Origin of the sequence: Pseudanabaena sp. UWO311 (assembly GCF_006937785.1) — a bacterium.
In the GTDB taxonomy this organism is placed as follows: domain Bacteria; phylum Cyanobacteriota; class Cyanobacteriia; order Pseudanabaenales; family Pseudanabaenaceae; genus Pseudanabaena.
Window position 1 is genome coordinate 20,272 of record NZ_SJEE01000039.1, and the last position, 23,841, is coordinate 44,112.

A 23,841-nucleotide genomic window follows, 5' to 3' on the forward strand; every position below is an offset into this window, starting at 1 on the left:
TAATTATATAGCGTTATTACCAATCGACATATGATCCCTCAAGCAAGGTCAGATGCAAAGCGCTGACCTTGCTCAATTTACTAAACCCGATCGCAGAGCTACAACTGCTGCTTGTACGCGATCGTCAACAGATAATTTGTTCATGATGCCCCGCACATGAGTTTTAATCGTATTAGGGCTGAGGTATAGCACTTTTGCAATTTCGGGATTACTTTTGCCTTCAACAATTAATCTCAGCACCTCTAATTCTCGTTGCGATAGATGTGAAGTATTTTCAGGTTGTGTTGGTGGCTTGAGATGATCCATTACTTTGCGAGCAACTTGAGGATCGAGATAAGTAGCGCCATCCATAGCAGCCGCAAAAGCTGCTAAAAGGCTTTCGGTAGAAGTGCCTTTGACACAGTAGGCATCGGCTCCACTTGATAGTGCCGCAATAATTTCTGTATCATCAGTATGGGAGCTAAGCATCACAATATGAACATTAGGTGATGCTGCCTTGATTTTTTGGGTTGCCGAAATTCCATCCAATCTTGGCATTCCAATGTCCATTACGATAATGTCAGGGCTTAATTCCTGAGCCATTTTCACACCGATATAGCCATCTTCTGCGATGCCTATTACAGTAATGTTTGGCTGTTGGGAAAGAGATTGCTCTAATCCGAGTTGGATAAGTGGATCGTCTTCAACAATTAGGACTTTTAAAGGTTTCGATGTTGTGGCAACAGTCATAATTCTAAATTTCTCTAAATTTAGTTTGATTGACTTGATTATATACTGATGTTACGTGGGACGTAGATGATTAATCTCTTGCTGCTAGCGTGGTAAGGCAACCACGGGGGGATTGCCTCTACCTAAACAATATAGATGCTGTAGGGGCTGCGCCCCCGTGCCAGCCCTAAACTTCCGCTATCACAGGAATTTCTTCCGCGTAACATCGAAATGATTGCGATAATTTAAAATTAGCAAGGAAAATAGAATGAGTGCTATCAATTTGGAGAAAATCGATCAATTAATTAATGAAGGATACATCACCAAACGCCCTCATTCTAGTGGCGATTTGTTTATTTACAACTACACGGCCAAGGCTCAATATGATCGCTTATGGAATCCCGAAACCATTCAATGTCGTGGCTTAATCCTCGATCGCAGTGGTAATATTGCATCTCGACCTTTAGCAAAATTCTTTAATCTTCAAGAACATAAGGAAGCAATTCCTTCAGAACCTTTTGATGTTTATGAGAAGTTGGATGGTTCTCTAGGGATTTTGTATTGGTATCAAGATCAGCCTTATATAGCTTCTAGAGGCAGCTTTAACTCTGATCAAGCAATTAAAGCTAATCAAATCTTGATGTCGATGTATCAAAAAGCAATTCCATTGCTAGATCGATCGCTAACCTATTTATTTGAAATTGTCTATCCTGCAAATCGCATTGTTGTTGATTATGGAGAGTTTGAAGGCTTAGTATTATTGGCAGTAATTGAAACAGAATCGGGAATAGAACATACAATTGAATCCTTCACACATTTGGGGTTCCCGATCGCTAAAAAATATGATGGATTAAAAGATCTAGAAGCAATTAGCAATCTTAATGAGCAGAATCAAGAGGGCTTTGTAATTCGCTTTGAAAGTGGATTGAGACTTAAATTTAAGTTTGCTGATTATGTAAAATTACATCGTGTACTTACTCAAGTTACTAGCAAAGTGATTTGGGAGATGTTGCGTGATCAAACTCCCTTTGAGGATATCTTAGAGCGGGTTCCAGATGAGTTTTACAATTGGGTAAAAGAGACTAAGGCTAATCTGATTGCGCAATATCAACAAATTGAAGAGACCGCTAAGGCTGACTTTGAGAGGATTATCGCTGTTGTCGATCGCAGCGATCGTAAAGAAATGGCAAAACATATTTTAACTTGCCAAAATCACACGATTTTATTCTCTCTTCTAGATGGGAAAGATTACAGTGACTATATTTGGCGAAGTATTAAACCTGCCCATGAAAAACCTTTTATGGATAATGACGAAACTTAAAATCGTGGTGGTGGGCTTCGCCCACCACCACGATTGTTTATTTTACAACTTGGAGTTTGTTGACTCTCAGCGTAAATTTACCGCCACTACTACCGCCAAATGATGAAACTCTCACAATATAATTTCCTGATTGACGCACTTTAAAAAAGATGAGGGAATTGGTATTGTCACCAACAGAATCATCATTTTCGGCGACAACTTCGCCAGCACTATCTAACAGGCTCAAGACTGTATCAAAGCCCCCAGAATTTACCGAAATTTCCAAACGCTCATCTTTTTGGACAGTGATTGCATAGTCACGCGCAAACCCTTTCTGCCCTGTCGGAATATCTTTGTCGGTGAGAATATCGTTAACATCTACACCACTGGTGATCGCGGTTGGCTTATAGATGGAGGTACGTACCTGAGCTAACGACATAGGCGAAAAACTCGCTAAACCGATCGCGATCGCACCTACACCTAAAGCAAATTTCGATAAAATCAAAGCTAAACTTTTTATAAGAGACTCGCTTTGCGAGGTTCCTACAGAAAGTTTTGTGCTTCGATTGTTCATGGCTTGCTGTATGTGTTCAGGAGGATGATAGTCAAACAAAATTAGATGCTTCACGAAACTTCTTTTAATTCAGCGAATTTCAATTGTAACTGAGTAGATTCTATTGTGGGATTAGCTGAACTATTAGGAAATGGGATCTCTTTGATTGATGGAGTTTTGATAGTTGGCACAATTTGGATTTTGCCATAAAACTCAGCTTGAAACAATTCCACTTTTGATTGTGAAGACATTAGTAATAAGCCCCAAAATACGCCTACACGATCGTTAAATACGGCCGCTAGGTCAGATATCTCAATCTCTTCGTCGGGATGGAGTAAGAAGTAACGCTCAATTTCTTCTACCATTTCCGATAAATTTTCTTTGTGAGCTAGTTGGGCGATCGCTTTCATGGCTGCCTTGCGGGCAACTTTGCCTTGGCTAGGACGCTTGGCTGGCTTACTAGTCTTTCGATCAACTACCTCTGCGATCGCCTCAATCTGGGCAATTAACTCTTCTAGGGTGATCCGTCTTGCTTTTGGAGGCAAAGCTACAGGCAAGCGGCGCAACCTTTTATCAAAGTCCGTTGGTAACCGCATCGCATCGGCGACTACCTCAGATTCTTCTCCCATTTCATCGTCGTCGGCTTCTTGGTCGTAGACAGCTTGACTGTCCGATAGTGAGTTGGCTTTGAGCAGTACCAGCATTGATGCATAGAGCATCGCTTGACCCGAATCATATAAATCTCGACGATCGCTAACAATTAACCGCGACAAAAAGCGATCAACGACATCGATCACCTGCACATCCCAAGGATCAATCTCGCCTCGTTCTGCAAGATCGATCAGGAGGGCTATGGCATCTTTGGTAACTGATTCTGCGATCGATAGAGTCATGGAGCTTACGAGAAGCGGATGTTTAAAAATATCATCGATTGCGGTGAAATGGTCAGAAAATCTGATTTTGTATAAAATAAAAGGCGCTAATGCGCCCCATGTTTTAGTTTTTAGACTTGTCTTCGTCGATCTCAACATCGATCGCTGAGGCTGAAACTAGGCGCTTACGCTCTTCAATCTCAACGCTTAAGTTCTGAACAGTTTCCTGCAAATTCTGGATCTGGACATTTTTATTACGCATGTCAATGGATTTTTGTAATCCAGACCAGACGCTAAATATCCAAGCTAAAACTGCGCCTAGTCCCATCGCCAAGATCAGTTCAACAGAGATTGGTGCGGCAACTTTAAGCTGAGGGATGATTTGGATGGGCGCTGGGGAGGTGTTTTGTAAGGAAAACAATACTAATGCAAGAGCAACGATAAAAAAGACAACAAAATTAAGCTGGCGCACAGTAGTTAGACCTCGTTTCTAAATTCTTAGCTAATGGTTTATCAAAAAATGCTCATAATGTCTACAAATAAAAGAGAGAGTGGACGCAACGCGTCCACTCTCTCTTTTATTTTTGTAAATTAAGCTTTGACAGCAGTTTTACGAACACCTGATATCTTGGAATTATTGTGCTTAATCTCTTCTTCAGTCAGAGGCACAATATCAATGTGATTAAATAAGGTTGTTACAAAGGTGAATAGTAAGAAAGGCAGGGAAGTTACCACGATTAAACCCACCGCACCAAAGGAGTAAATCGGCTTACTCATTAGCGAAAGCGCCGATGCTAGAGCCAGAAAAATTACCCCTAACCAGACAATTACCTGACCCAAAATATCGCTGAGGGTAAGGGTACAAACAAAGCGGTATTTACCAATGTCATTCATCATAATTAGACCTATCAGGATATTTTTTAAAGTTTTTTAATTAATTAATTTATTTTGTTAGGGTTCTGGAATTTAATAAAGAACCAGTTTTTTTATGGCACAGCTTCGCCGCGCCATAAAAAAACTGGTTCTTTATTTGAATGTTAGATCCTTAGCTCTCAGTATACGAACCGTACTTAAATTTTAGGGTTACGTTTTATTGAGAAAGCTAACTGAATTCGTTATCAATTAACCAAAATTGAAAAGGTTTGCTTAGCAAACTTTCTCAATTTTGGTTAAAAAATTATGTGGGATGAAATTGCGATCGCTATTTCACAAGCAACGGGAGAGAAATTTATCTGCGATCGCCGCCAAGCACAGTCTGGCGGCTGTATCAATCAAACAACTCGAATATCCGATGGTCAGCGCCAATTTTTTGTGAAATCGAATACCGCTAACTGTTTCGATATGTTTGTTGCCGAAGCGATCGCACTAAAGCAAATGTATGCTACCAATACAATCCGCGTACCACAGCCGATCTGTTGGGGTGTTGCTAGTGAGGCGGCTTACTTGGTGATGGAGAATCTCGAATTGGGGGGTAAGCAAGACTGGGAAGCGATGGGACGAAATCTAGCGGCGATGCATCGGGTCAATAGCGATCGCGGATTTGGTTGGGAGCAAAATAATGTGATCGGCTCAACGCCACAAATTAATAATTGGACAAATAGTTGGCTTGATTTTTGGATTGAATATCGGCTTGCTTTTCAAATTAGTTTGGCAAGGCGCAAAGGTTGGCAATCCAATATTCCTGAAGCAAAAATCTATAAGTCCTTGTCAAGATTTTTTGATAATTACCAGCCACAGCCTTCAATGGTACATGGAGATCTCTGGGGCGGTAATGCTGCATTTGTGGATGGCGAACCTGTAATTTTTGATCCTGCTCTGTATTTTGGCGATCGCGAAGTCGATCTTGCTATGACCGAATTGTTTGGTGGATTTCCATCGCAGTTTTATCGCGCTTATCAAGCTGCATATCCGCTAGATTCAGGCTATGAACAACGTAAAACTCTTTACAATCTCTATCACAATCTCAATCATTTCAATCTCTTTGGCGGTGGCTATGGCTCTCAAGCCAATCGTATGATCGAGACTATTTGCAAATAAAAAAGGGCACTTGAAGGAAATGTGCAATAAAAAATCCATGTAGGGGCAGGTTTAGCAGTAAGTCAATGGTTTACCCATAGATTTATTCCAAAACCTGCCCCTACGCATAGGGTTTCTCTTGAAAATTGCCTAAGCTGTTGTTACCTCTTGCTCGCTTTCGATAAGAGGCGATCGCAAGCATAGATAAATTAAAGCTCCAACTAGTGGGATGAGAGCAATAAATGAAAAAAAGCGATCGTCAGTCATGCCGCGTCTATCCATATCGTCACTGAGCAACCAAGGGAACATCAGCGACAACATACAAAAATCTAAACTCATCACATGGATAAATCGGCTGGTTTGCCATTGCTGGATAAAATCAGCCCAATTACCATTAGCGTAACCGTACAGCAAAAAATAAATAGCGATCGCGCTAATCCCAATCCCCGCAAAGCGTGAATCCAAAATCTTCACACTCCAGTTTTTTTTACCGACAAATGTGGGATTTGGCTCTCGCAAAGCAAAATAAGGCAAAAGTGCAAATGCACCTAAAAAGAATGAAAGTCCTGCAAACTGCCAAGCTGGTATTTTTTGTCCTTGTCCATCGCTAGCCAGCATACAAGCATAAATGCAAGGAAAAACACCCATCAAATTAAAAAGCGCCACAATATAAGCATTAGTACCTTGCCAATCACCTGCAATTAGTTTTTGGATCAGGGTTATGGTGTCAGGGCGATCGGGTGGAGCAAAGATGAATGCATAAACCACAAATAAAATCCAAATTAACCAGAATCCAAGATTATTAGGCATAGATAATTATTCAAAAAGCTAAGAAAACGATGATAGTACAATAGTCAGCATAGATCTGCGATGCTGAGAACAAGCATCTTCATTACTAATTTATCAAATCAGGCTATGGACGATCGCACTGAAATATTACGGCTGCTCATGAAGCAAGTTGGTATATCTAGTTTTCAAATACTAAGTGAGCGTACAGGTATATCACGGCGTGCGATCGATACGCTGCGCAAGAGAAATGCGGCGACTTTAAGATATGCCGATTTAGCGAAGTTAGCGGAAGTACTCCAAATTGAAGTAACAGAAGTGATTGCTAAGTTTATCCGCAATTCAAATAATCCAGAGTCTCCAATTTCAGAGATTGCTGCCTTGCGCGAAGAATATCAACGTTTGCAGCAAAAACTTGAGTTGCAAAAATTTGAGTTGCGATCGCAGTTTGAACGAGACGCTATTCAACAATTGGAATCTCTAATTTTGCAATTACCATCGGCGGCATATGCTGCTCAGCAAAACCCAAATATGCTAGCGAAAAATATTTTGCCTCTATTACGTCCTATAGATGCACTTTTGCAAAAATGGGGGATTACTACGATCGGTGCAGTAGGGAAAGAAGTTAATTTTGATTCTCAGAAGCATCAATTAATGGAAGGAAGTGATGAGATCAAAGAAGGGGATATTGCGATCGTGCGGTATGTTGGCTATATGCAAGGCGAAAAGTTGCTATATCGGGCGAGAGTTTCTATCGCAATTTAAATAATCGCCTTTTGACATTATCAAGCGCGATCAAGAAACTTCTACTAACTTACCTTCAATAAATTTATGTAGAATACTGGAGACAAATAATGGATAGGGAATACCTTCTGCTAAAGCACGTTTTTGTAGCGATCGCAGGTCTTTCTCAGAAACAAAGATGTTGATTGTACTGTTTTGGGCAAAGGTTGCAGATGCGATTTGTTTATGCTGTTCTAGTTCTTGCTGCCAGTTTGATGTTCTAGTTAGGCGATCGCTTTCAAAGGCTTCTAAAATTTCTTGTTCTTCTAGATCGAGATTAATCATTGGTTTCACCTAGATATTTTTTGGTAGCTTTGCGACTGGGGATAATTGTTTTTAAGAAGATGCCTTCTTCAGTTTCAACGAAAGGAACTAAATAAACATATCCTTCAACAACAACGGCAGATATTTTTTGATTAGGATAGCGCTCTTGGTTGGGATGGTCAAAAATTTCAATTTCATCACCAGATTGAATATGAAATACGATTTCCTCAAAGCTAATGCCACGCTCTTGTTGAAGTAGTTTGTTCTTGTCGGGATTCCAAGAGTAAAATTTCATTTTGGGATATACGAGTGTGTTCAAGTAGCTTTTGATAAGTTACTACAGGCTATGCGATCGCCTTGAGCATTAGCAATATATTGTTCTTGGAGTTGCAGCATAGGTTTGAGTGTTGATGAATTATCTATGAGTTGTACTTATTATAAGCTTTACTCGTTTGGGGGCGATCGCCTTTTGTCATCATCAAGTGCGATCGCTAGCATGGTCTTATAGACAAAAATAATCGCCTCACAAGTCAGAATATGAGTTAGGTAGAAATAGGCGATCTCACTAACAATCTCTACAAATGGCGATCGCTAATTTTGCAATGTGATCGCACTAAATATTTTCTATAAACTGCGATCTCTATTTCAGCATGGCGATCGCACCAATAATCTCTACAAAAGGCGATCAATAATTTCAGTAAGATGGCTTCACTTGAAAAAATCAGTTAAAAATATTTTTTGTGATTTGACACTCTCGTTTACAATAAAATTTAAGTTCATATATAAATCATGTACGGAGTTACGACATTTGATTTTGGACAAAGACCTGAAACTTATATCTCCAAAGCCTGCAATAGATTACCCATCAGCAGAACATATCCATGCTGGCATTCCAATTCCCAAGGTTAGTCGAGTAAATCTCTTCTCTCCGTCAGAATGGGAATCGTTTACAGAAGAATGGGTAAGCTCATTGGAAGACTCATATTTTAAGGTTAGACGCTACTCTGGATCGGGGGATCAGGGAGTAGATGTTGCTGGTTTTATTAATGAAAAGGGCTTAGAGGGTGGATGGGACAATTATCAATGTAAACATTACGAAAAGCCCCTCACTCCAACTGATATTTGGGTCGAGATCGGAAAAATTATTTATTACTCTTACAAACAAGAGTATCCACCTCCACGCAAATACTACTTTGTTTCATCTCGTGATATAGGAACTAAACTTGGTAAGCTACTTAATAAGCCAGAAGAATTAAAAGAAGAAACGAGAAATAATTGGCAAAAATATTGTCAAGAAAAAATAACAGAAACTGCAACCATTGAATTATCAGGTGAATTACTTATCTGGTTTGAAAATTTTGATTTTTCAATTTTCTCATCAAAATCAGTTTTAGAGCTAATAAATGGACATGCAAAAACACACTTCCACTCAGTCAGATTTGGTGGAGGTTTACGACCTAGACCAACAGTTACGCCTCCTCCAAGAGAACATGAGGAAACAGAAAGTCGCTATATTAAGCAATTATTCAGTGCCTATAGTGATAAACTCAAAACGCCTGTGAATGATGTTTCAGATCTTTCCTTACAACTAAGTAAAGATTTTTTAAGGCAACGAGAGCGTTTTTACCATGCAGAATCTCTTCGTAATTTTGCTCGTGATAATGTCCCTGATGGCACATTCGACAGATTACAAAAAGAAATCCTATATGGTGTAATCGATGTTTGCGAAAGTAGTTATGAAGATGGTTTAGATCGGATGAAAGCAACAGTCACCCAAGCTGCAAATATTTCAACATCATCAAATCCACTTACAATTGTTGTTCAGGTACAAGATAAACAAGGTATTTGCCATCAACTTGCTAACGAAGATCAACTATTTTGGGTTCCCATAAGCGCGGAGGTCTGAGATGTCATCACCATTTAATAGTCCACTTGAGACAGGAATCAGATCTCTGGCTATCTTAACAGCAATGTTTCCTAAATCTCTTGACCTCCAATTCCTAGTCTTTTTTGACTACCTATCTGTACACTCAGGTGATGTTGAAAATGGACCAAAAAGCTTACATGCTCCACTTCCATTGCGATCAGGTGAACTAACTATAAGACGAGACTTAATTGAGCGAGGACTTTTATTGATGATGAGCCGTGGACTTATACAGAAGCTATCTACATCAAGTGGCTTTCAGTATGTTGTTACTGACAATGCTGGAGCTTTCCTTTCAATGCTAAGTTCTCAATATATTACAAAACTTAAAGAGCGTGCAGAGTGGGTAGTAGAGAGATTTGGTGAGTCAACGCATGAAGAGTTAAAATTAGTAGAGCGTCAATTCTTTGAGGAGTGGTCTACTCAGTTCCAGTCGTTTGAGAGGGCGGGGAGTCGTAGATTATGACTTGGAATCCCCTTCAATTGAGAGGTCTCTCATTTAATAGTTCAGGTAGATCTCCAGCTTCTTTAGAGTTTCAAGGTGGTTTAAATGTTATATGTGGGGCTTCAGATACTGGGAAATCATTCATTGTAGATGCTATCGATTTTCTTCTTGGGGCAAAAGGACCTCTGAGAGATATTCCTGAACGAGCTGGGTATGATCAGGTGAAACTCGTATTGCAAACTGCAAGCAATGAAATCTTTACTCTTTTAAGAAGTACTGGTGGCGCTGATTTTCGCCGATTTGAAGGGGATTGGCTATCAGATACACCTAATATTGAAGTAAGCACTATTCTACGTCAGCAACATGCACATGGAAAGTTAGATACACTTTCAACCTACTTGTTGTCTATCATCAATCTTGCAGAAAAGTACGTCCGAACAAACCAGCAGGGAAATACAATTAGTCTTAGCTTTCGGAAACTTGCGAGACTAATTTTAGTTAGAGAAAGCGATATAACGAAAGAAATATCACCTATATTGTCTGGACAATACGCAGACAGGACTAAAGATTATTCGGTATTTAAGTTGCTGCTCACTGGTGTAGATGATAGTGCCTTGGTAACTCTAGCAGAAACACGTAATGAGATGGCAGTTACTAGGCAGAACAATAATGCTAAGATTGAATTTATTGATGAGATGGTTGAAGAATTACAAACCGAAATCAATAACCTTGGAATTAATCGCACTGCGGCTGAAGATCGACTATCGCAACTACAAGAATATTCTGACACACAACAAGAAATCCTCGATCAAACACAACGCGAATTAGATATCAAGCAAGATCATCGATATGAAATTAGAAGACAGCTAGACAGATTATCTGCTCGAATCAATGAAATTTATGGACTTTTATCACGTTTTGAGCTTCTCAAGGAACATTATCAAATAGATATTGAACGTCTTAGTGCAATTGAAGAATCTGGTTCTCTTTTTGTCTATTTAGAACAAACTCCCTGCCCTCTTTGTGGGGTGATGCCTGATGAGCAACATCAAGTCGAAGCTTGTGATGGTGATGTCGAGAGCGTAATCCGTGCTGCAATTGCTGAGATTGCTAAGGTGGAAAAACTGGCAGTTGAACTCGATCAAACGACATCCGATCTGAGTATTGAGTCTGAGTCACTTATCACACAAGAAGAACAGCTTGAGACTGACTTGCAATTGCTCAATCAGGAAATACAAGAAATTACTGCACCTCTAAAAGATGCTCAAAATACCTTTAGTGAGATTGTCAAACAGTCTAGTGAAATGGAGCGTATTATTGGTTTATTCGACAGAATCAAGCAGCTACAAGATAAGAAGGCTACACTTTGTGTAGAGACAGAGGAGTCAACTATTGTTGTGAGTTCGCATGTAGATCTTTCAAAATCCTTGCTTGATGCTTTTGCCGAAAAAGTACAGAATATACTTCAAGCTTGGAATTTTCCTAATCCTAATAGAGTATATTTCGACGATTCTAGTAAAGATCTTGTTATAAATGGACAACCTCGTACAAGTAGAGGAAAAGGATTAAGAGCTATTACTCACGCAGCTATGACTATAGGTCTTATGGAATTTTGTAAAGAGAAAAATTTATCACATCCAGGCTTTGTAGTTCTAGATTCGCCTCTTTTAGCATATTACAAACCAGAAAGCTCAGAGGATAGCCTACAAGGGTCAGATCTCAAAGTTCGATTCTATGAGTACTTAGCGACAAATCACAGCGATAGTCAAATAATAATTCTTGAGAATGAACATCCTCCATCTGATGTCATAGAAAGGATTACTTTAACTGTATTTACCAAGAATCCTAACGAGGGACGCTATGGCTTTTTTCCTCTTTAAATTCAGTGACACATTGTAAGTCTATATGAACGAAGCCGAGCGCAACTCACCACAAACTACACCAAACATCCAAGAAATAGCGTTTGTGCTATTTATCGAAATTCGTCAGCTTATTGATGCCGCCAAACAACGCGCTGCCGTTGCCATCAATTCTGAAATAACCCTTCTCTATTGGCAAGTCGGTGAACATATCCAGACTGAAATACTACAAGGTCAACGCGCTCAGTATGGCAAACAGATTATCGTATCTTTATCAAAACTGCTAACTCAAGCCTACGGTAAAGGCTGGGGCGAAAAACAACTAAGGCATTGTCTTCGTCTTGCACAAACTTTTCCTAACGATCAGATTGTCTACACACTGTGTAGACAATTTAGTTGGTCACATCTACGCTTATTGATTTACATTGACGATCCGCTTAAACGCGAGTTTTATATCGAGATTGGGAAATTAGAAAATTGGAGTGTGCGCCAACTACAAGAACGCATCAACTCCATGCTATTCGAGCGCACCGCCATCTCTCGAAAGCCTGAAGAAACCATTAACCATGATTTAGAACAATTACGCCAAAACAAGCAAATATCCCCCGATCTACTGCTAAAAGATCCCTACATCCTAGACTTTTTAGATATAAGCGATCGCTACCATGAAAAAGACCTCGAAGATGCCATCCTGCGAGATATCGAGAAATTTTTACTAGAACTTGGCGCAGGATTTACCTTTATCGCGAGGCAAAAACGTATCCAAATTGATAACGACGACTTTTATATTGACTTGCTGTTCTATAACCGCAAACTCAAACGCCTTGTCGCGATCGACCTCAAACTCGGCAACTTTCGCCACGAATATAAAAGCCAAATGGAACTTTATTTACGTTGGCTTGCTAAATATGACCAAGAGAGCGATGAACAATCACCATTAGGAATCATTTTATGTGCAGGTAAAAAACAAGAACAAATTGAATTACTCGAACTAGACAAAAGCGGTATCCATGTCGCCGAATACCTCACTGTATTACCATCCAAAGAATTGCTTCAAGCAAAACTCCAACAAGCGATCACCTCAGCACGTCGGCGATTACCTTCATCAGAACAAGATTGATCGAGTTTTTGACGACACCCTACGCGAGCTAAAAAAATATTTCCACTAGTGTTTCCCATGAATAAGAAAAAAATTATCACTTTTTTCTCTCTGATCTTTGTCACGCTTTGCGCGATCGCGGGATGTAGCTTCCTCTCACCAACGATTGAACAGGGAAATACACCCGCAAGTTTACCAAATCTTAAACAAGAGAACGTTCAATTAACAGTTTCAGCAGCAGCAAGTCTCAAGGAAGCATTAGGAGAAATCACACCTCTCTATAGCAAAGCTAAATCTAATGTCGCCATTCGCAATAACTTTGGAAGTTCAGGCAACTTACAACAACAAATCATTAACGGCGCTCCCGTTGATGTCTTTATTTCTGCGGCATCTAAGCAAATGGATGAATTGCAAAAAAAAGACTTCATCATTGCTGATACCCGCCGCGATTTATTGAGCAATCGGTTAGTGCTAATCGTTCCTGCGGATAAAGGCGATGCTAAAGAATTAAAAGATTTAAGCAGCGCTAATATCGAACGAATTGCGATCGGCGATCCTCGGAGTGTTCCTGTAGGTCAATATGCCGAACAAGCTTTGACTAAATTAGAACTATTACAAGATGTTCAGTCAAAATTTGTCTTAGGGAATAACGTGCGGCAAGTGCTGCAATTTGTGGAATCTGGCAATGCTCAAGCAGGAATTGTCTACGTAACCGATGCGAAAACTTCCACTAAAGTTAAAGTAGTCCAAGTCATTGATGCTAAACTTCATAAACCGATTGTCTATCCGATCGCCGTTATCCAAAAAAGCACCAACCAACCAAGCGCCAAATCCTATCTAGAATTTCTATCCAGCGAACCAGCCAAGACTATTTTTGAGAAATATGGATTCAGTACCCTTTGATTTCTCTCCATTTTGGATCTCCCTAAAGGTGGCAACTACCGCCATCTTTTTTACATTTTTTTTAGGGGTTACCGCAGCTTATCGCCTTCTTGAATATCGCGGTAAATGGAAAACAGTACTTGACAGCATTTTTCTTGCCCCACTGGTGTTACCGCCCACTGTCGTTGGTTTTCTGCTACTGCAATTATTTGGACAATATGGCTGGATGGGAAAGTTTTTACAACTCTTCCGTTTCAATATTATTTTCACTTGGTATGCAGGGGTAATCGCGGCAGTAGTAGTTACTTTCCCTCTAATGTATAAAACTGCTCAAGGTGCATTCGAGCAAGTGGATGAAAATTTATTGCGAGCCGCGAAAACCCTTGGCGCTTCTGAATTGCGAGTCTTTTGGCAAATAGCATTACCTCTTGCCTTTCCTGGAGTTTTAGCAGGAGCAATGCTTGCCTTTGCCAGAGGTTTAGGTGAATTTGGCGCAACCTTAATGCTGGCGGGTAATATTCCTAAGCAAACCACCACGATTCCCCTTGCCATTTATGCTGCTGTAGAAGCGGGAGCAAACCAAGAAGCTTGGCTATGGACGGGGATCATTTTGTCGATGTCTTTTTCGGCGATCGCTATTGCTCATCTCTGGTCAAATAAGAGAGAACTGAAAAAGGAAAAAGGAAAAAGGAAAAAGGAAAAAGTTCAGTCGAATTACGAATTACGAATTACGAATTATCAAGAGGGTTTGGTAATCGATATTGAGAAGCAATTACCTGAGTTTGATTTGCAAATTGCTTTGCACTGTGTTGATCAATCCATCGGTATCTTGGGAGCTTCGGGTACAGGCAAAAGTATGCTGCTCAAGTGTATTGCGGGGATGGAACCTCCATCAAGTGGGCGAATTGCCATCAATGGTAAGGTTTTATTTGATAGTGAGCAGAAAATCAATTTACCTAGTCGCGATCGCCATATTGGTTTCCTATTTCAAAATTACGCACTCTTTCCGCATCTGACTGTCGCGCAAAATATTGCTTTTGGCTTGTCTAAAGGATTAACTGCCTTACAAATTAAGCAAAAAGTTGCTGCACAATTACATAGCATTGAGCTACAGGGATTTGGCGATCGCTATCCGCATCAACTCTCAGGGGGGCAGCAGCAAAGGGTAGCCCTCGCCAGAGCGCTCGTCAGTCAGCCCGATATTCTCCTGCTCGACGAACCATTTTCGGCGTTGGATACCCACCTTCGTAGTCAAATGGAACGGGAGCTAATTTCGGTGCTTAGCAACTATAAAGGGATGACACTATTTGTCACCCACAACATTGAGGAAGCCTATCGCATCTGCACAAATCTGTTGATTTTAGATCACGGTCATGTCATGAGATATGGCGAGAAGTCCGATGTCCTCGAAAATCCCTCTAATCTGGAAACAGCAAGGCTTACAGGTTGTAAAAACTTTTCACGGATTGAGGCGATCTCGCCAAATATCGTTAATGCTCTAGACTGGCAATGTAAACTGCAAGTCAACTACACAGGTTCAAACTTACTAACTCATATAGGAATTCGCGCTCACCATATCGCATTTTTAGACAAGTCAGTTAAAAACTCTTTATCAAATACGATTCCCTGCTGGTTAGTTCGTACTACGGAAACACCGCACCGAATGACTTTATACATCAAGTTAAATGCTCCACCTGAACATGATTGGGACTACCATCTACAAGCAGAAGTGTTTAAAGAGAAGTGGTTTGTTATTAAGCAATATTCTCAACCATGGCAAGTTTATCTCGATCCCGAACAACTATTTTTGGTCTGAAAATTCATATATAGAAATGTAAGGTTTGCTTAGGACATAAAACCCAAGTAAGTGAAGGCGGCACTTCGTGCCGCCTTCACTTACTTGGGTTTTGATTTGTCCTAGCTATCTCTTACATTGCTACGTATAAAAAACTGACACCATTATGGGGCTGAGAACCTTTATACACAGGAATGAGTAATTCAAGCGGTTAGTAAAGGTAATTCTGATGGTACTGTTGCTTTTCTGAAATATTTACAGAGTCAGAATAAAAGCAAGCTGATTGCCTTAATCTGGGACGGCGCTATTTATCATCATAATTTAGCGATCGCTTAACTTCAAAATATGAGCACGAGATCTTTGATCTTGAAATTTTGGTTTTAGGGTTAAAGAGCTAATTTGTTGCAACCTTGTTAAAATGTGCATGAGCCAATACTGAAAGCCATGAATTGGCGAACAATAACATGTCAATCTCGATTGCTTTCATCGCCCATGACTCTCAAAAATCTGACATAGTTACTTTGGCGCAAAAGCACCAAGCCACATTATCTCGCTATCATTGCATTGCAACAGCCAATACGGGGAAACAGATTCAAGCCTCAACTGGTCTTCAGATCGAGCTAGTGCGATCGCAGCATGACGGTGGGGATATTGAAATTGCTGCTCGTGTGATTGCGGGAGAAGTTGCTGCGGTCATTTGGCTCTTCGATCCCGATCATATTCAATTGCTTGGTTCTAATCTTCTCCCTTTATTAAGGGTATGCAAAATCTATAACGTTCCCCTAGCAACTAACCTAGCAACGGCAGATGCTGTGCTGCAATCGCTAGGCAAACGCCTTGTTGCCCATCTGATTTTTAATCCTGTGGCAGGACAAGGAAATCCCGATTGGGATCTTGCCATGATTCGTCAAATTTTAGAGCCTCAGATTCAACTGAAGGTTATTTTTACAAAGCCCGATGTTAATCCTGCTGACCAAGCTAAAGCTGCGATCGCGGCAATTCAGAAGCGTAAATCGACATCCCCAGACACTGATTTCATTATCGCGTCTGGTGGTGATGGCACAATTTCCGCAGTTGCAAATGCGTTGATTGGCACGGATATTCCCCTTGGTGTTATTCCCAGAGGCACTGCCAATGCCTTCTCTGTAGCATTGGGAATTCCGACGGGACTTAAGCCAGCTTGTGAGAACATTCTCACGGGTAATACTTGCATTGTCGATGCCGCTCGCTGTAATGATTCCCCGATGATTTTGCTTGCTGGCATTGGGTTTGAAGCTGAAACTGTCCAACGCGCAGATCGAGAGATGAAGAATCTTTTGGGAGCTTTTGCTTATCTGCTCGCAGGTGCACAGCAACTATTAGAACAGAAACTTTTTGCTGTCGAAGTTGAGATTGATGGCTCAGTTACTCAATTTCAATGTGGGGCGATGACTATTGCTAATGCAGCCCCTCCGACTTCAGTTCTAGCTCAAGGATTTGGGGAGGTAATTCCCAACGATGGTTTACTTGATGTGACGATCGCTATTTCCAAAAATGAGAGTCTCAACCTTTCCGATCGCCTATTAGCGATCGATGTAATCGGCAAGCTGTTTACTTCTGCATTAGTCAAAACTCCGATCGAGAACGAAGTCTTGGTCTGCTTCAGAACGAATAAAATCAAGGTTACGGCAACTCCGCCCCAAAAAGTAGTAGTGGATGGCGAGATTATCGGGACAACTCCAGTAGAAATAGTATGCATCCCAGACGGATTGACACTTTTTGCTCCATTAGTTAATAGTTTGATTCCAGTAAGAAAAGCAGTTGAATTAAGTAGTTAGGCAAATCAAAACCCAAAAGAGAATGGTGCGAAGCACCACCATTCTCTTTTGGGTTTTAAAGTAGTGTTCGAGCACACCCCCCAAGAATGGGCGCAGGGCGAAGCTCCGCAATGGTTTGTATATTCTTATTTGTGGCGGGGCTGAAAGCAAATTGCGGTAAGTCAAACTTGCATTGTCATACAATTCTAAATATTTTGTAAGCAATTGCGAAAATTAACTTGCTAGGACGTTAAGGAAATGCCAAAATATTCAAGTTAGTAATAGCTGAAATGACTATGCTCGGTAAAACCCTGACTGGGCGCTATAAAATCGTCAAGCAACTTGGCGGCGGCGGCTTTAGCCACACCTTTATTGCCGAAGATGGATATCTGCCCGATCGCCCTACCTGTGTGATCAAGCAGCTTAAGCCTGCGTCATCGCAAGCAGAAATTTTAAAAATCTCCCGTGAACTATTCGATAACGAGGCAAAGGTACTGTATCGATTAGGACGACATGAATGTATTCCCAGTTTGTTGGCTCACTTTGAAGAAGACGAAGAATTTTTTCTGGCTCAGGAATTGATTGAAGGTAATGTATTAACTCAAGAAATTAAGCGTGGTGAATGTCTGGGAGAGCAATACACGATTGATTTTCTCACCGATATTTTGCACACCCTCGATTTTGTGCATCGCCAACAGGTCATTCACCGCGATATTAAGCCTAGTAATTTGATCCGTCGTGCTAGTGACAAAAAAATTGTCTTGATTGATTTTGGAGCAGTCAAAGAAGTTAGCACTCAGCCAATTAGTCAGTTAGGACATACTTCAAGTTTAGTAATTGGCTCACCTGGGTATATGCCCAACGAGCAATATAGCGGCAAGACCATGTTTGCTAGTGATATCTATGCGATCGGGGTGATTTCCATTCAAGCACTAACAGGACTATTACCAAACCAAATTCCCGAAGATCCAATTACCAGTGAGTTTTGCTGGCGCGATCGCGCTAAAGTCACGCCAACATTGGCAGATGTGATTGATAAAATGGTGCGCTTTGATTTTCGTCAACGCTATCAATCAGCAAATGAAGTATTGGAAGCACTGCAACCTCTACTAATGCAATCTCAAGCGCAGACTATTTTTAGCGAACTTAAAACACTAGACCTTGGTGAGTTGCCAGCGATCGCAAATTCTCCTCAAGAGACTACTAAGAGTCCTCAAGCAAAGCTGATCGATGAAGTGTCCGATGACCTTGAGATGAGTGAAGACCCTGTTCGGGCAAAGAAATTAATATGTCTGGTATGTACTGGCATTTTAGAAAATGATCTTAACCGCTTAAACAACTTCAGTTTTGTAGAGCTTCTAGAAGATTTATATCAACAATATCCAACTATTGAAGCTTTGAAGGAGAACTTAGTAAAGGCTGTCAAAACTATCGCTGTTCAAAAACAGCGCCAATATTTGATTGTTGCCAAAATAGTTTTTAATGTAGCTTCCAAATTTTATCAACAATTACCATTATCAATCATTGCTGAGCCGACAAGTTCTTCTCAGTTCAATCCAAACCCTCAAAAATATAGTCAGTCACTTGCTTATTCAGTAAGTCATCTAGTAATTAATGCAGATTCGGCACAACTAATTGCTCCACTTAACACCTCTCAAAATAGATTGGTAGAAGAGTCTCTAAACGAATCGTTGGTTGCAGAATTTCCATCGGAGACTCAGTCTGGTTTTACTGAAGCTGAATTATCACTGCTCAACGACCCCTATCTAGATGACAACTCTGACATTTATGCATTGGTAGCGCATAACATTGATATAGATGCACAGCAAATGCGACTCAAAAAGCTTTTGTTGTATACCTATCAAGATGTTTGGGAAAGCGATTTGCGTCAATTAAATAGTATTGACTGGGCAAGTCTCTTAAGAGAACTAGTCTCATTTATGCCCACTTTTCTACAATTACAGGCTTTGCTCCAAGAGGCAGTTCAAAGGGTTTCCAAACCTGCGGAATATATCGTAATCGGTAATCTGTTACTTACTAAATTGGAACTGCTCTATCCCGATCTCAATGAGGCGAATAATCTTGAGGCGATCGCTCCTCCGATCGCGCCAATTATCAATCAATATAGCTTTCCCTTAAACAATCAAAGTCACAATAAAATTCCATTTGATCCACGCATAGCCTTAGACTTATTTGATTTGCGATTAGAACTAATGCGATTTACGAGTTCTATGCGTGCAAAAATTCTACTATTTTCGGTACTTTACTATCCCTTTGATCCCGATCGCGATAATTGGCATGACTTGGGATCTCATCGTCTAGATGGATTGCTAAGACAATTATTTTATGCCTATCCTTCCTTTGAGAAAGCTGAAAGATCGATTTGGCAAATAGCGCGATCGCTAAGTGAACCCAGCGCCTACGATCAGTCGGCTAGTTATATTCTCCAAGTAGTCAAGACTCTATACGATCAGCTTGAAGCTAAATCAATGCTACATCCAGCGGAAGGTAAGCAAGCCCCATCGGAAGATACTGACTTTACACAACCAAGTACGCTCTCTCGCAACAATGATGACGATACTTGTCAGTTTGCTTGACATTGGGATAATGTGCGAACGCCTTTTATCCTCAGAATTTGCTGGATAACTAATTGCGATCGCTACATTTACCACCTTATATTCATCGGCTATTCGATAGGATATAAGATGGTAAATGTAGCCTACTAAAAAACGTGAGTTCGGGATAAGGATTTAACTCAATATCACGCTCTATAGTAGTCCCTGCAAGGAGAAAAGACATCTATAAAACCAGTGCTTTTTACTTGGCAACAAAGAGTTTAAAGTGAAAGCCACGATTTTTGACTGCTTCAGCATCGCTCTAGAGAATATCACTTGATAGATATAGGATTCAGCCTTTCTTATCCCGAACTGACGTTAAAAACATTGTTATGAATGAACTGCTATCAGTTACTTTCGATGGGTCGGTGCTTACACCAGATAAGCCGCTTAAACTTGAGCGAAATAAGCGCTATTTAATTACGATTGTTCCAGAAGAAGTTGCTCCTGTTCAAAATGCTTAGAATTTATTAGAGAATTTGACGGGAACGGTTGAGGCTCCTGAAGATTGGTCGGCGGAACATGATCATTATTTGTACGGGACTTCTAAACGTCAGACTGAGAATGCGTTATGCGAGAGCGATTATTGCTAGACACGTCATTTATTAAGGCGTTGCTCAATTCTTAGGATCGGCATCATCAAAGAGCAGCGGACAATCACCCTACAAATTGATGATAGCGCTAGCTACAAATTTCTATGGTTACTCGATCGCTTCTCTAGAGACGAAATTAAAATTTTAGACCAATCCGATTACATCAGTGATGATGAATATCTTAGAGGAATTGAAGGAATGGTTCAAAGTATCAATTCAGCTCGTACTGAAACCATTGAACAATGCATAACTCTAGATAAACTGGATTGGTAATATACGAAATAGTTTCCTTGATGCAAGCTCAAAAGGATGTCAAAAAGCTTGCTTCCATTGGATTGAAGCCCAAAGTTCTGCAACTCATCAAAATAATTGAAGAAGACCCATTACAATATCCGCCAGATTATGAATTTTGAAAAGGAGGCATGAAAGGGCTAATCAGTCGCCGAATCAACAAACAGTATCGGATAGTTTTCGAAATCTTTGAATCAGAAAAATTGATCAAAATCTATCGGATGTGGAGTCATTATGAATAGCTGAACGCTGTTTGATTTGAGATGAGTTGCGATCGTTGGTTTGTGGAATGAGGGGGCGATCGCTTTGAATATTTAGCGTGTCTGAGGAAATAGGCGATCGCTGTTTGATTTGAGATGAGATCCGATCATTGGCTTGTGGAATTAAGAGGGCGATCGCCTTAAACATTTAGCGTATCTGACAAAAATAGGCGATCGTTGTTTGGTTTGAGGTGAGTTGCGATCGTTGGTTTGTGGAATGAGGGGGTGATCGCTTTAAACATTTAGTGTGTCAGAGGAAATAGGTGAGCGTTAGTTTGTGGTTTGTGGAATTAGTGGGCGATCGCGCTAAAATGATTAAATCGGTATCTTGTAAGGTAGCCAACTATATGCCATTAAAAGAACTCTTAAACGAAGCTAAAAATTTAGACATTCAGGAGCAAATTCAACTAGCCACACAACTATTGCAATGGGTAGAAATAAAGATTAATCAAAAGCCTCAAAACTCTTCAGCTAAACAGCTACGCCAAGCAGGACTTGGCTTAGGATCTTGTATATTTACTGCTGATTTTGACGATCCATTACCCGATGAATTTTGGCTTGGGGAATCATGAAACTATTGTTGGATAACCACGCCTTCATGTGGTGGCATAGCGAACCAGAGTACATTACCAAAAGCACCCTGACCTTACTTCAAGATCCCGATAATGAAGTAATTCTTAGCGTGGTCAGTCTATGGGAAATGCAAATCAAAATTCAGTTAGGCAAACTTACTCTCAGAGATAGAACTTATGCTAAAGATTCAGCAGGAGCGAAATAATATCAGTTTAATATCTGTAGCACTTCCTCATATTCTGGAATTAAAAACTATACCACTGCAACATAAAGATACCTTTGATAGAATGCTCATAGCTCAATCTAAAGTTGAAAATGCAACGTTAGTTAGCCGAGATTCAGTTTTTAAAAGTTACGAATGTTCAGTCATTTGGTGATTATCGCGTTGTGAAATTAGCGATCGCTGTTTTATTTGAGGGGAGTTGCGATCGCTGGTTTGTGGAATGAGGGGGCGATCGCTCTGAACATTTAGCGTATATATCTGACAAAATAGGCGATCGTTGTTTGATTTGAGGTGAGTTGCGATCTCATATTAAAAAACATCAGTATATAAACGCTATAATCGAAAAATAATCCTCACCTGTAAACTGTAATGACACTTAAAGAATTACTATTACAAGAAATTAATAGCACACCAAACGAACAGATAGAAGACCTATTTGGCTTTGTCAAATCCCTCAAATCGCCGACAAAAATGCCATTAGCAACATACCGCGAACTTTTAGAACGGATTGATTATCTAGAAGCGATAGTAGGAATTCGCAAAGGGCTAGACGAATTTGACCAAGGGAAGGGAATTCCTGCCGAACAAGCATTGGCAAGTTTACAGCAAAAACTAAGCATTCCCCCTCGTCCATGAGTTGCCAAATCCTCATTCAACCTACTGCTTTTCAAGAAATTGAAACATCCTATCGCTGGATGTGCGACAACCTAAGCGCTGATATAGCCAACAATTGGTATTACGAACTTCAAGACGCGATCACTTCACTACAAACATTCCCAAAGCGATGTCCTATCGCACCAGAAGCCTCAATAGTTGGTCGTGAAATTCGTCAGCTTTTGATTGGTAAACGAAAGAAGTATCGAGTTTTGTTTGTCGTTGAGAAAGAAGTTATAGCAATTATTCATGTTCGCCATAGCCACCAATCCTATGTAGGTGAGAGTTTTGAATGATAGTTATTGTTGAAGGCGATCGTTGTTTGATTTTTGAGATGATTTGAGATCGCTGGTTTGTGGAATGAGAGGGCGATCGCTTTGAACATTTAGCGTATCTGAGAAAATAGGTGATCGCTGTTTGATTGGAGGTGAGTTGCGATCTTCGTTTTAACAGAAAGATTGGGACGATCTCTGTTTGATTTGAAAAGTTTAATATTAATCAACCTAGCAAGGTTTTTGAGATTTGGGATAAAGAGTTTTTTGGGGATCAAAAGGCTGGAATCAGTAAATATGATTATGTACCTTGCCCTACTATTAGGCTTAATATTAAAAACACACTTTAAAATTTTTATCCAATCTTGTGAATTACTACTTTCCTACTGATCCTCCATATTTTTTGTTTGCTATTTCCCTCGTTGCTGGACTCGCCTGTGGGCGATCGTTTGAAGTAACTTTGCGCAATCTTGTTAATGCTTGGTCAAGCAGTAAGTCTTCTCGCACTATGCTAGAACTAAAAAGTGCCAGCATCAAAGTCCCCTATCTCGGCATGACAATCAGCATTGCAGTCTTCATGTCAACAGGATTAGAGGTATTTGGTTTCCCGACTCTATTTGGCTATATCGTCGCGATTCCGGTCACCATCGGTATAGCGCTCCTTGTTTGGCGGCAACTAGGGCAAATGTTGGTTGAACTAGAACGGGGTGGCTCCGCAGCATTAGATCTTGATTCATTTGAAGGTTGATTTACATAAATCCCTAAAAACCCAGCTAAGCAAGGCTTTTAGGGATTTGTTTGTGCAATAACTAATGGGCTTTTGCCAAGGCTAATCAATTAAATGGACGCTAAAGAATTTTTGCAAAAATATCGAACGGGGCAAAAAGTATTTTCTAACGTTGTTCTCGTGGGAGTAGATTTACAAGCGATCGATCTTCACAAGATTGACTTTAGCCATGCCCTTATGAGCAAAGCTAACTTGGCTAGCGCAAAACTTTGTCGAGCTAATCTCACTGGCGCAGATCTGAGCTATGCCAATTTGACTAATGCTGATCTACATCGGGCAAATTTGCGCCATACGAATTTCAAGGGGGCTGATTTACGCAAAGCTGATTTACGTGGGGCAGATTTACGTGGGGCAAATTTAAGTTGGGCTAATTTACAGGAGGCACTTTTTGAGGGTGCTCAAATGGGAAATGCCAATTTATACAACGCGAAAACATAGAAAAGGGACGCAAAGCGTCAAAAAGTGTGAGTCAGCGCGAAGCACCGACTCAC

At 40.4% G+C, this 23,841-nt stretch carries 28 protein-coding genes; 19 read left to right on the top strand and 9 right to left on the bottom strand.

Translation table 11 applies throughout. The features are described from left to right. Window positions 1-72: 72 nt before the first annotated feature. Complete coding sequence (locus PseudUWO311_RS21180) at window positions 73-729, bottom strand: response regulator (protein WP_142657221.1); 657 nt, start codon at window positions 727-729, stop codon at window positions 73-75. Window positions 730-976: 247 nt separating this feature from the next. Here PseudUWO311_RS21180 and PseudUWO311_RS21185 point away from each other — a divergent pair, with 247 nt between their 5' ends. Further along, window positions 977-2,029, top strand: a complete 1,053-nt coding sequence (locus PseudUWO311_RS21185) for an RNA ligase (protein WP_142657222.1) — start codon at window positions 977-979, stop codon at window positions 2,027-2,029. A gap of 37 nt (window positions 2,030-2,066) precedes the next feature. Here the strand turns inward: PseudUWO311_RS21185 and PseudUWO311_RS21190 are convergent, their stop codons facing one another. From PseudUWO311_RS21190 to PseudUWO311_RS21205, 4 genes are all read right to left on the bottom strand, one after another. Next, a complete protein-coding gene (locus PseudUWO311_RS21190) occupies window positions 2,067-2,636 on the bottom strand; it encodes a PPC domain-containing protein (RefSeq protein ID WP_223807671.1) in 570 nt (189 codons plus the stop codon). Further along, window positions 2,633-3,454, bottom strand: coding sequence for a segregation/condensation protein A (locus tag PseudUWO311_RS21195; RefSeq protein WP_142657223.1), 822 nt, complete (start codon window positions 3,452-3,454; stop codon window positions 2,633-2,635). Before PseudUWO311_RS21195 ends, PseudUWO311_RS21190 begins: the two co-directional genes overlap by 4 nt. Window positions 3,455-3,557: 103 nt before the next feature. After that, entirely contained in the window at window positions 3,558-3,905 is a 348-nt protein-coding gene (locus PseudUWO311_RS21200; RefSeq protein WP_142657224.1) for a lipopolysaccharide assembly protein LapA domain-containing protein, read from the bottom strand. 119 nt (window positions 3,906-4,024) lie between these two features. Next, a complete protein-coding gene (locus tag PseudUWO311_RS21205) occupies window positions 4,025-4,327 on the bottom strand; it encodes a hypothetical protein (RefSeq protein ID WP_223807678.1) in 303 nt (100 codons plus the stop codon). Between the two features lie 285 nt (window positions 4,328-4,612). Here PseudUWO311_RS21205 and PseudUWO311_RS21210 point away from each other — a divergent pair, with 285 nt between their 5' ends. Continuing rightward, window positions 4,613-5,470, top strand: a complete 858-nt coding sequence (locus PseudUWO311_RS21210; RefSeq protein WP_142657226.1) for a fructosamine kinase family protein — start codon at window positions 4,613-4,615, stop codon at window positions 5,468-5,470. Window positions 5,471-5,599: 129 nt separating this feature from the next. On the opposite strand, the gene PseudUWO311_RS21215 is transcribed toward PseudUWO311_RS21210, so the two are convergent. After that, window positions 5,600-6,259 (bottom strand): DUF2834 domain-containing protein, encoded by a 660-nt coding sequence (locus PseudUWO311_RS21215; RefSeq protein WP_142657227.1) that lies wholly within the window; start codon window positions 6,257-6,259, stop codon window positions 5,600-5,602. 60 nt (window positions 6,260-6,319) lie between these two features. Between PseudUWO311_RS21215 and grpE the strand changes: the two genes are divergently transcribed. Next, window positions 6,320-7,000 (top strand): nucleotide exchange factor GrpE, encoded by a 681-nt coding sequence (gene grpE, locus PseudUWO311_RS21220; RefSeq protein WP_142657228.1) that lies wholly within the window; start codon window positions 6,320-6,322, stop codon window positions 6,998-7,000. Window positions 7,001-7,030: 30 nt separating this feature from the next. On the opposite strand, the gene PseudUWO311_RS21225 is transcribed toward grpE, so the two are convergent. Together PseudUWO311_RS21225 and PseudUWO311_RS21230 are read right to left on the bottom strand one after the other, a co-directional pair. Next, a complete protein-coding gene (locus tag PseudUWO311_RS21225) occupies window positions 7,031-7,303 on the bottom strand; it encodes an antitoxin (protein WP_142657229.1) in 273 nt (90 codons plus the stop codon). Next, the gene (locus PseudUWO311_RS21230; protein WP_142657230.1) at window positions 7,296-7,577 is read right to left on the bottom strand and encodes a BrnT family toxin; all 282 of its coding nucleotides are present in this window, start codon (window positions 7,575-7,577) and stop codon (window positions 7,296-7,298) included. Before PseudUWO311_RS21230 ends, PseudUWO311_RS21225 begins: the two co-directional genes overlap by 8 nt. A gap of 417 nt (window positions 7,578-7,994) precedes the next feature. On the opposite strand from PseudUWO311_RS21230, the gene PseudUWO311_RS21235 reads away from it, so the two are divergent. The 9 genes from PseudUWO311_RS21235 to PseudUWO311_RS24675 all read left to right on the top strand — a co-directional run bounded on the left by PseudUWO311_RS21235 (window position 7,995) and on the right by PseudUWO311_RS24675 (window position 20,161). Then, a complete protein-coding gene (locus PseudUWO311_RS21235; protein ID WP_223807672.1) occupies window positions 7,995-9,188 on the top strand; it encodes an ABC-three component system protein in 1,194 nt (397 codons plus the stop codon). A 1-nt stretch (window position 9,189) separates the two neighbouring features. Next, window positions 9,190-9,672, top strand: a complete 483-nt coding sequence (locus PseudUWO311_RS21240; protein ID WP_142657231.1) for an ABC-three component system middle component 2 — start codon at window positions 9,190-9,192, stop codon at window positions 9,670-9,672. Next, window positions 9,669-11,531: a hypothetical protein gene (locus PseudUWO311_RS21245; protein WP_223807673.1), complete on the top strand. Its 1,863-nt coding sequence runs from the start codon at window positions 9,669-9,671 to the stop codon at window positions 11,529-11,531. Before PseudUWO311_RS21240 ends, PseudUWO311_RS21245 begins: the two co-directional genes overlap by 4 nt. A gap of 25 nt (window positions 11,532-11,556) precedes the next feature. Then, window positions 11,557-12,630 carry a YhcG family protein gene (locus tag PseudUWO311_RS21250; protein ID WP_142657232.1) on the top strand — a complete coding sequence of 358 codons (1,074 nt, stop codon included), beginning with the start codon at window positions 11,557-11,559 and terminating at the stop codon, window positions 12,628-12,630. Between the two features lie 57 nt (window positions 12,631-12,687). Further along, complete coding sequence (modA, locus tag PseudUWO311_RS21255) at window positions 12,688-13,512, top strand: molybdate ABC transporter substrate-binding protein (protein ID WP_142657233.1); 825 nt, start codon at window positions 12,688-12,690, stop codon at window positions 13,510-13,512. Next, window positions 13,493-15,307 carry a molybdate ABC transporter permease subunit gene (gene modB, locus PseudUWO311_RS21260; RefSeq protein WP_142657234.1) on the top strand — a complete coding sequence of 605 codons (1,815 nt, stop codon included), beginning with the start codon at window positions 13,493-13,495 and terminating at the stop codon, window positions 15,305-15,307. The genes modA and modB overlap by 20 nt, the downstream gene beginning before the upstream one ends. Before the next feature lie 443 nt (window positions 15,308-15,750). Continuing rightward, on the top strand, window positions 15,751-17,103 hold the full coding sequence (locus PseudUWO311_RS21265) for a methylglyoxal synthase (protein ID WP_142657235.1): 1,353 nt from the start codon (window positions 15,751-15,753) through the stop codon (window positions 17,101-17,103). 275 nt (window positions 17,104-17,378) lie between these two features. Beyond that, entirely contained in the window at window positions 17,379-19,679 is a 2,301-nt protein-coding gene (locus PseudUWO311_RS21270; protein ID WP_190303602.1) for a serine/threonine-protein kinase, read from the top strand. A gap of 350 nt (window positions 19,680-20,029) precedes the next feature. Further along, the gene (locus tag PseudUWO311_RS24675; RefSeq protein ID WP_263403003.1) at window positions 20,030-20,161 is read left to right on the top strand and encodes a hypothetical protein; all 132 of its coding nucleotides are present in this window, start codon (window positions 20,030-20,032) and stop codon (window positions 20,159-20,161) included. Window positions 20,162-20,788: 627 nt separating this feature from the next. Here PseudUWO311_RS24675 and PseudUWO311_RS21290 read toward each other — a convergent pair. After that, window positions 20,789-20,989, bottom strand: a complete 201-nt coding sequence (locus PseudUWO311_RS21290) for a hypothetical protein (RefSeq protein ID WP_142657237.1) — start codon at window positions 20,987-20,989, stop codon at window positions 20,789-20,791. A gap of 115 nt (window positions 20,990-21,104) precedes the next feature. On the opposite strand from PseudUWO311_RS21290, the gene PseudUWO311_RS21295 reads away from it, so the two are divergent. From PseudUWO311_RS21295 to PseudUWO311_RS21320, 7 genes are all read left to right on the top strand, one after another. Then, window positions 21,105-21,413 (top strand): hypothetical protein, encoded by a 309-nt coding sequence (locus PseudUWO311_RS21295; protein ID WP_223807674.1) that lies wholly within the window; start codon window positions 21,105-21,107, stop codon window positions 21,411-21,413. Continuing rightward, window positions 21,410-21,619, top strand: a complete 210-nt coding sequence (locus PseudUWO311_RS24495; RefSeq protein ID WP_223807675.1) for a type II toxin-antitoxin system VapC family toxin — start codon at window positions 21,410-21,412, stop codon at window positions 21,617-21,619. The genes PseudUWO311_RS21295 and PseudUWO311_RS24495 overlap by 4 nt, the downstream gene beginning before the upstream one ends. After that, entirely contained in the window at window positions 21,591-21,791 is a 201-nt protein-coding gene (locus tag PseudUWO311_RS24500; RefSeq protein WP_223807676.1) for a PIN domain-containing protein, read from the top strand. The genes PseudUWO311_RS24495 and PseudUWO311_RS24500 overlap by 29 nt, the downstream gene beginning before the upstream one ends. A gap of 215 nt (window positions 21,792-22,006) precedes the next feature. Further along, entirely contained in the window at window positions 22,007-22,273 is a 267-nt protein-coding gene (locus tag PseudUWO311_RS21305; protein ID WP_142657238.1) for a prevent-host-death family protein, read from the top strand. Next, the gene (locus tag PseudUWO311_RS21310) at window positions 22,270-22,587 is read left to right on the top strand and encodes a type II toxin-antitoxin system RelE/ParE family toxin (RefSeq protein WP_142657239.1); all 318 of its coding nucleotides are present in this window, start codon (window positions 22,270-22,272) and stop codon (window positions 22,585-22,587) included. The genes PseudUWO311_RS21305 and PseudUWO311_RS21310 overlap by 4 nt, the downstream gene beginning before the upstream one ends. A gap of 343 nt (window positions 22,588-22,930) precedes the next feature. Further along, window positions 22,931-23,311: a hypothetical protein gene (locus PseudUWO311_RS21315; protein ID WP_142657240.1), complete on the top strand. Its 381-nt coding sequence runs from the start codon at window positions 22,931-22,933 to the stop codon at window positions 23,309-23,311. A gap of 93 nt (window positions 23,312-23,404) precedes the next feature. Further along, complete coding sequence (locus PseudUWO311_RS21320) at window positions 23,405-23,788, top strand: pentapeptide repeat-containing protein (RefSeq protein WP_142657241.1); 384 nt, start codon at window positions 23,405-23,407, stop codon at window positions 23,786-23,788. Window positions 23,789-23,841: the final 53 nt, after the last annotated feature.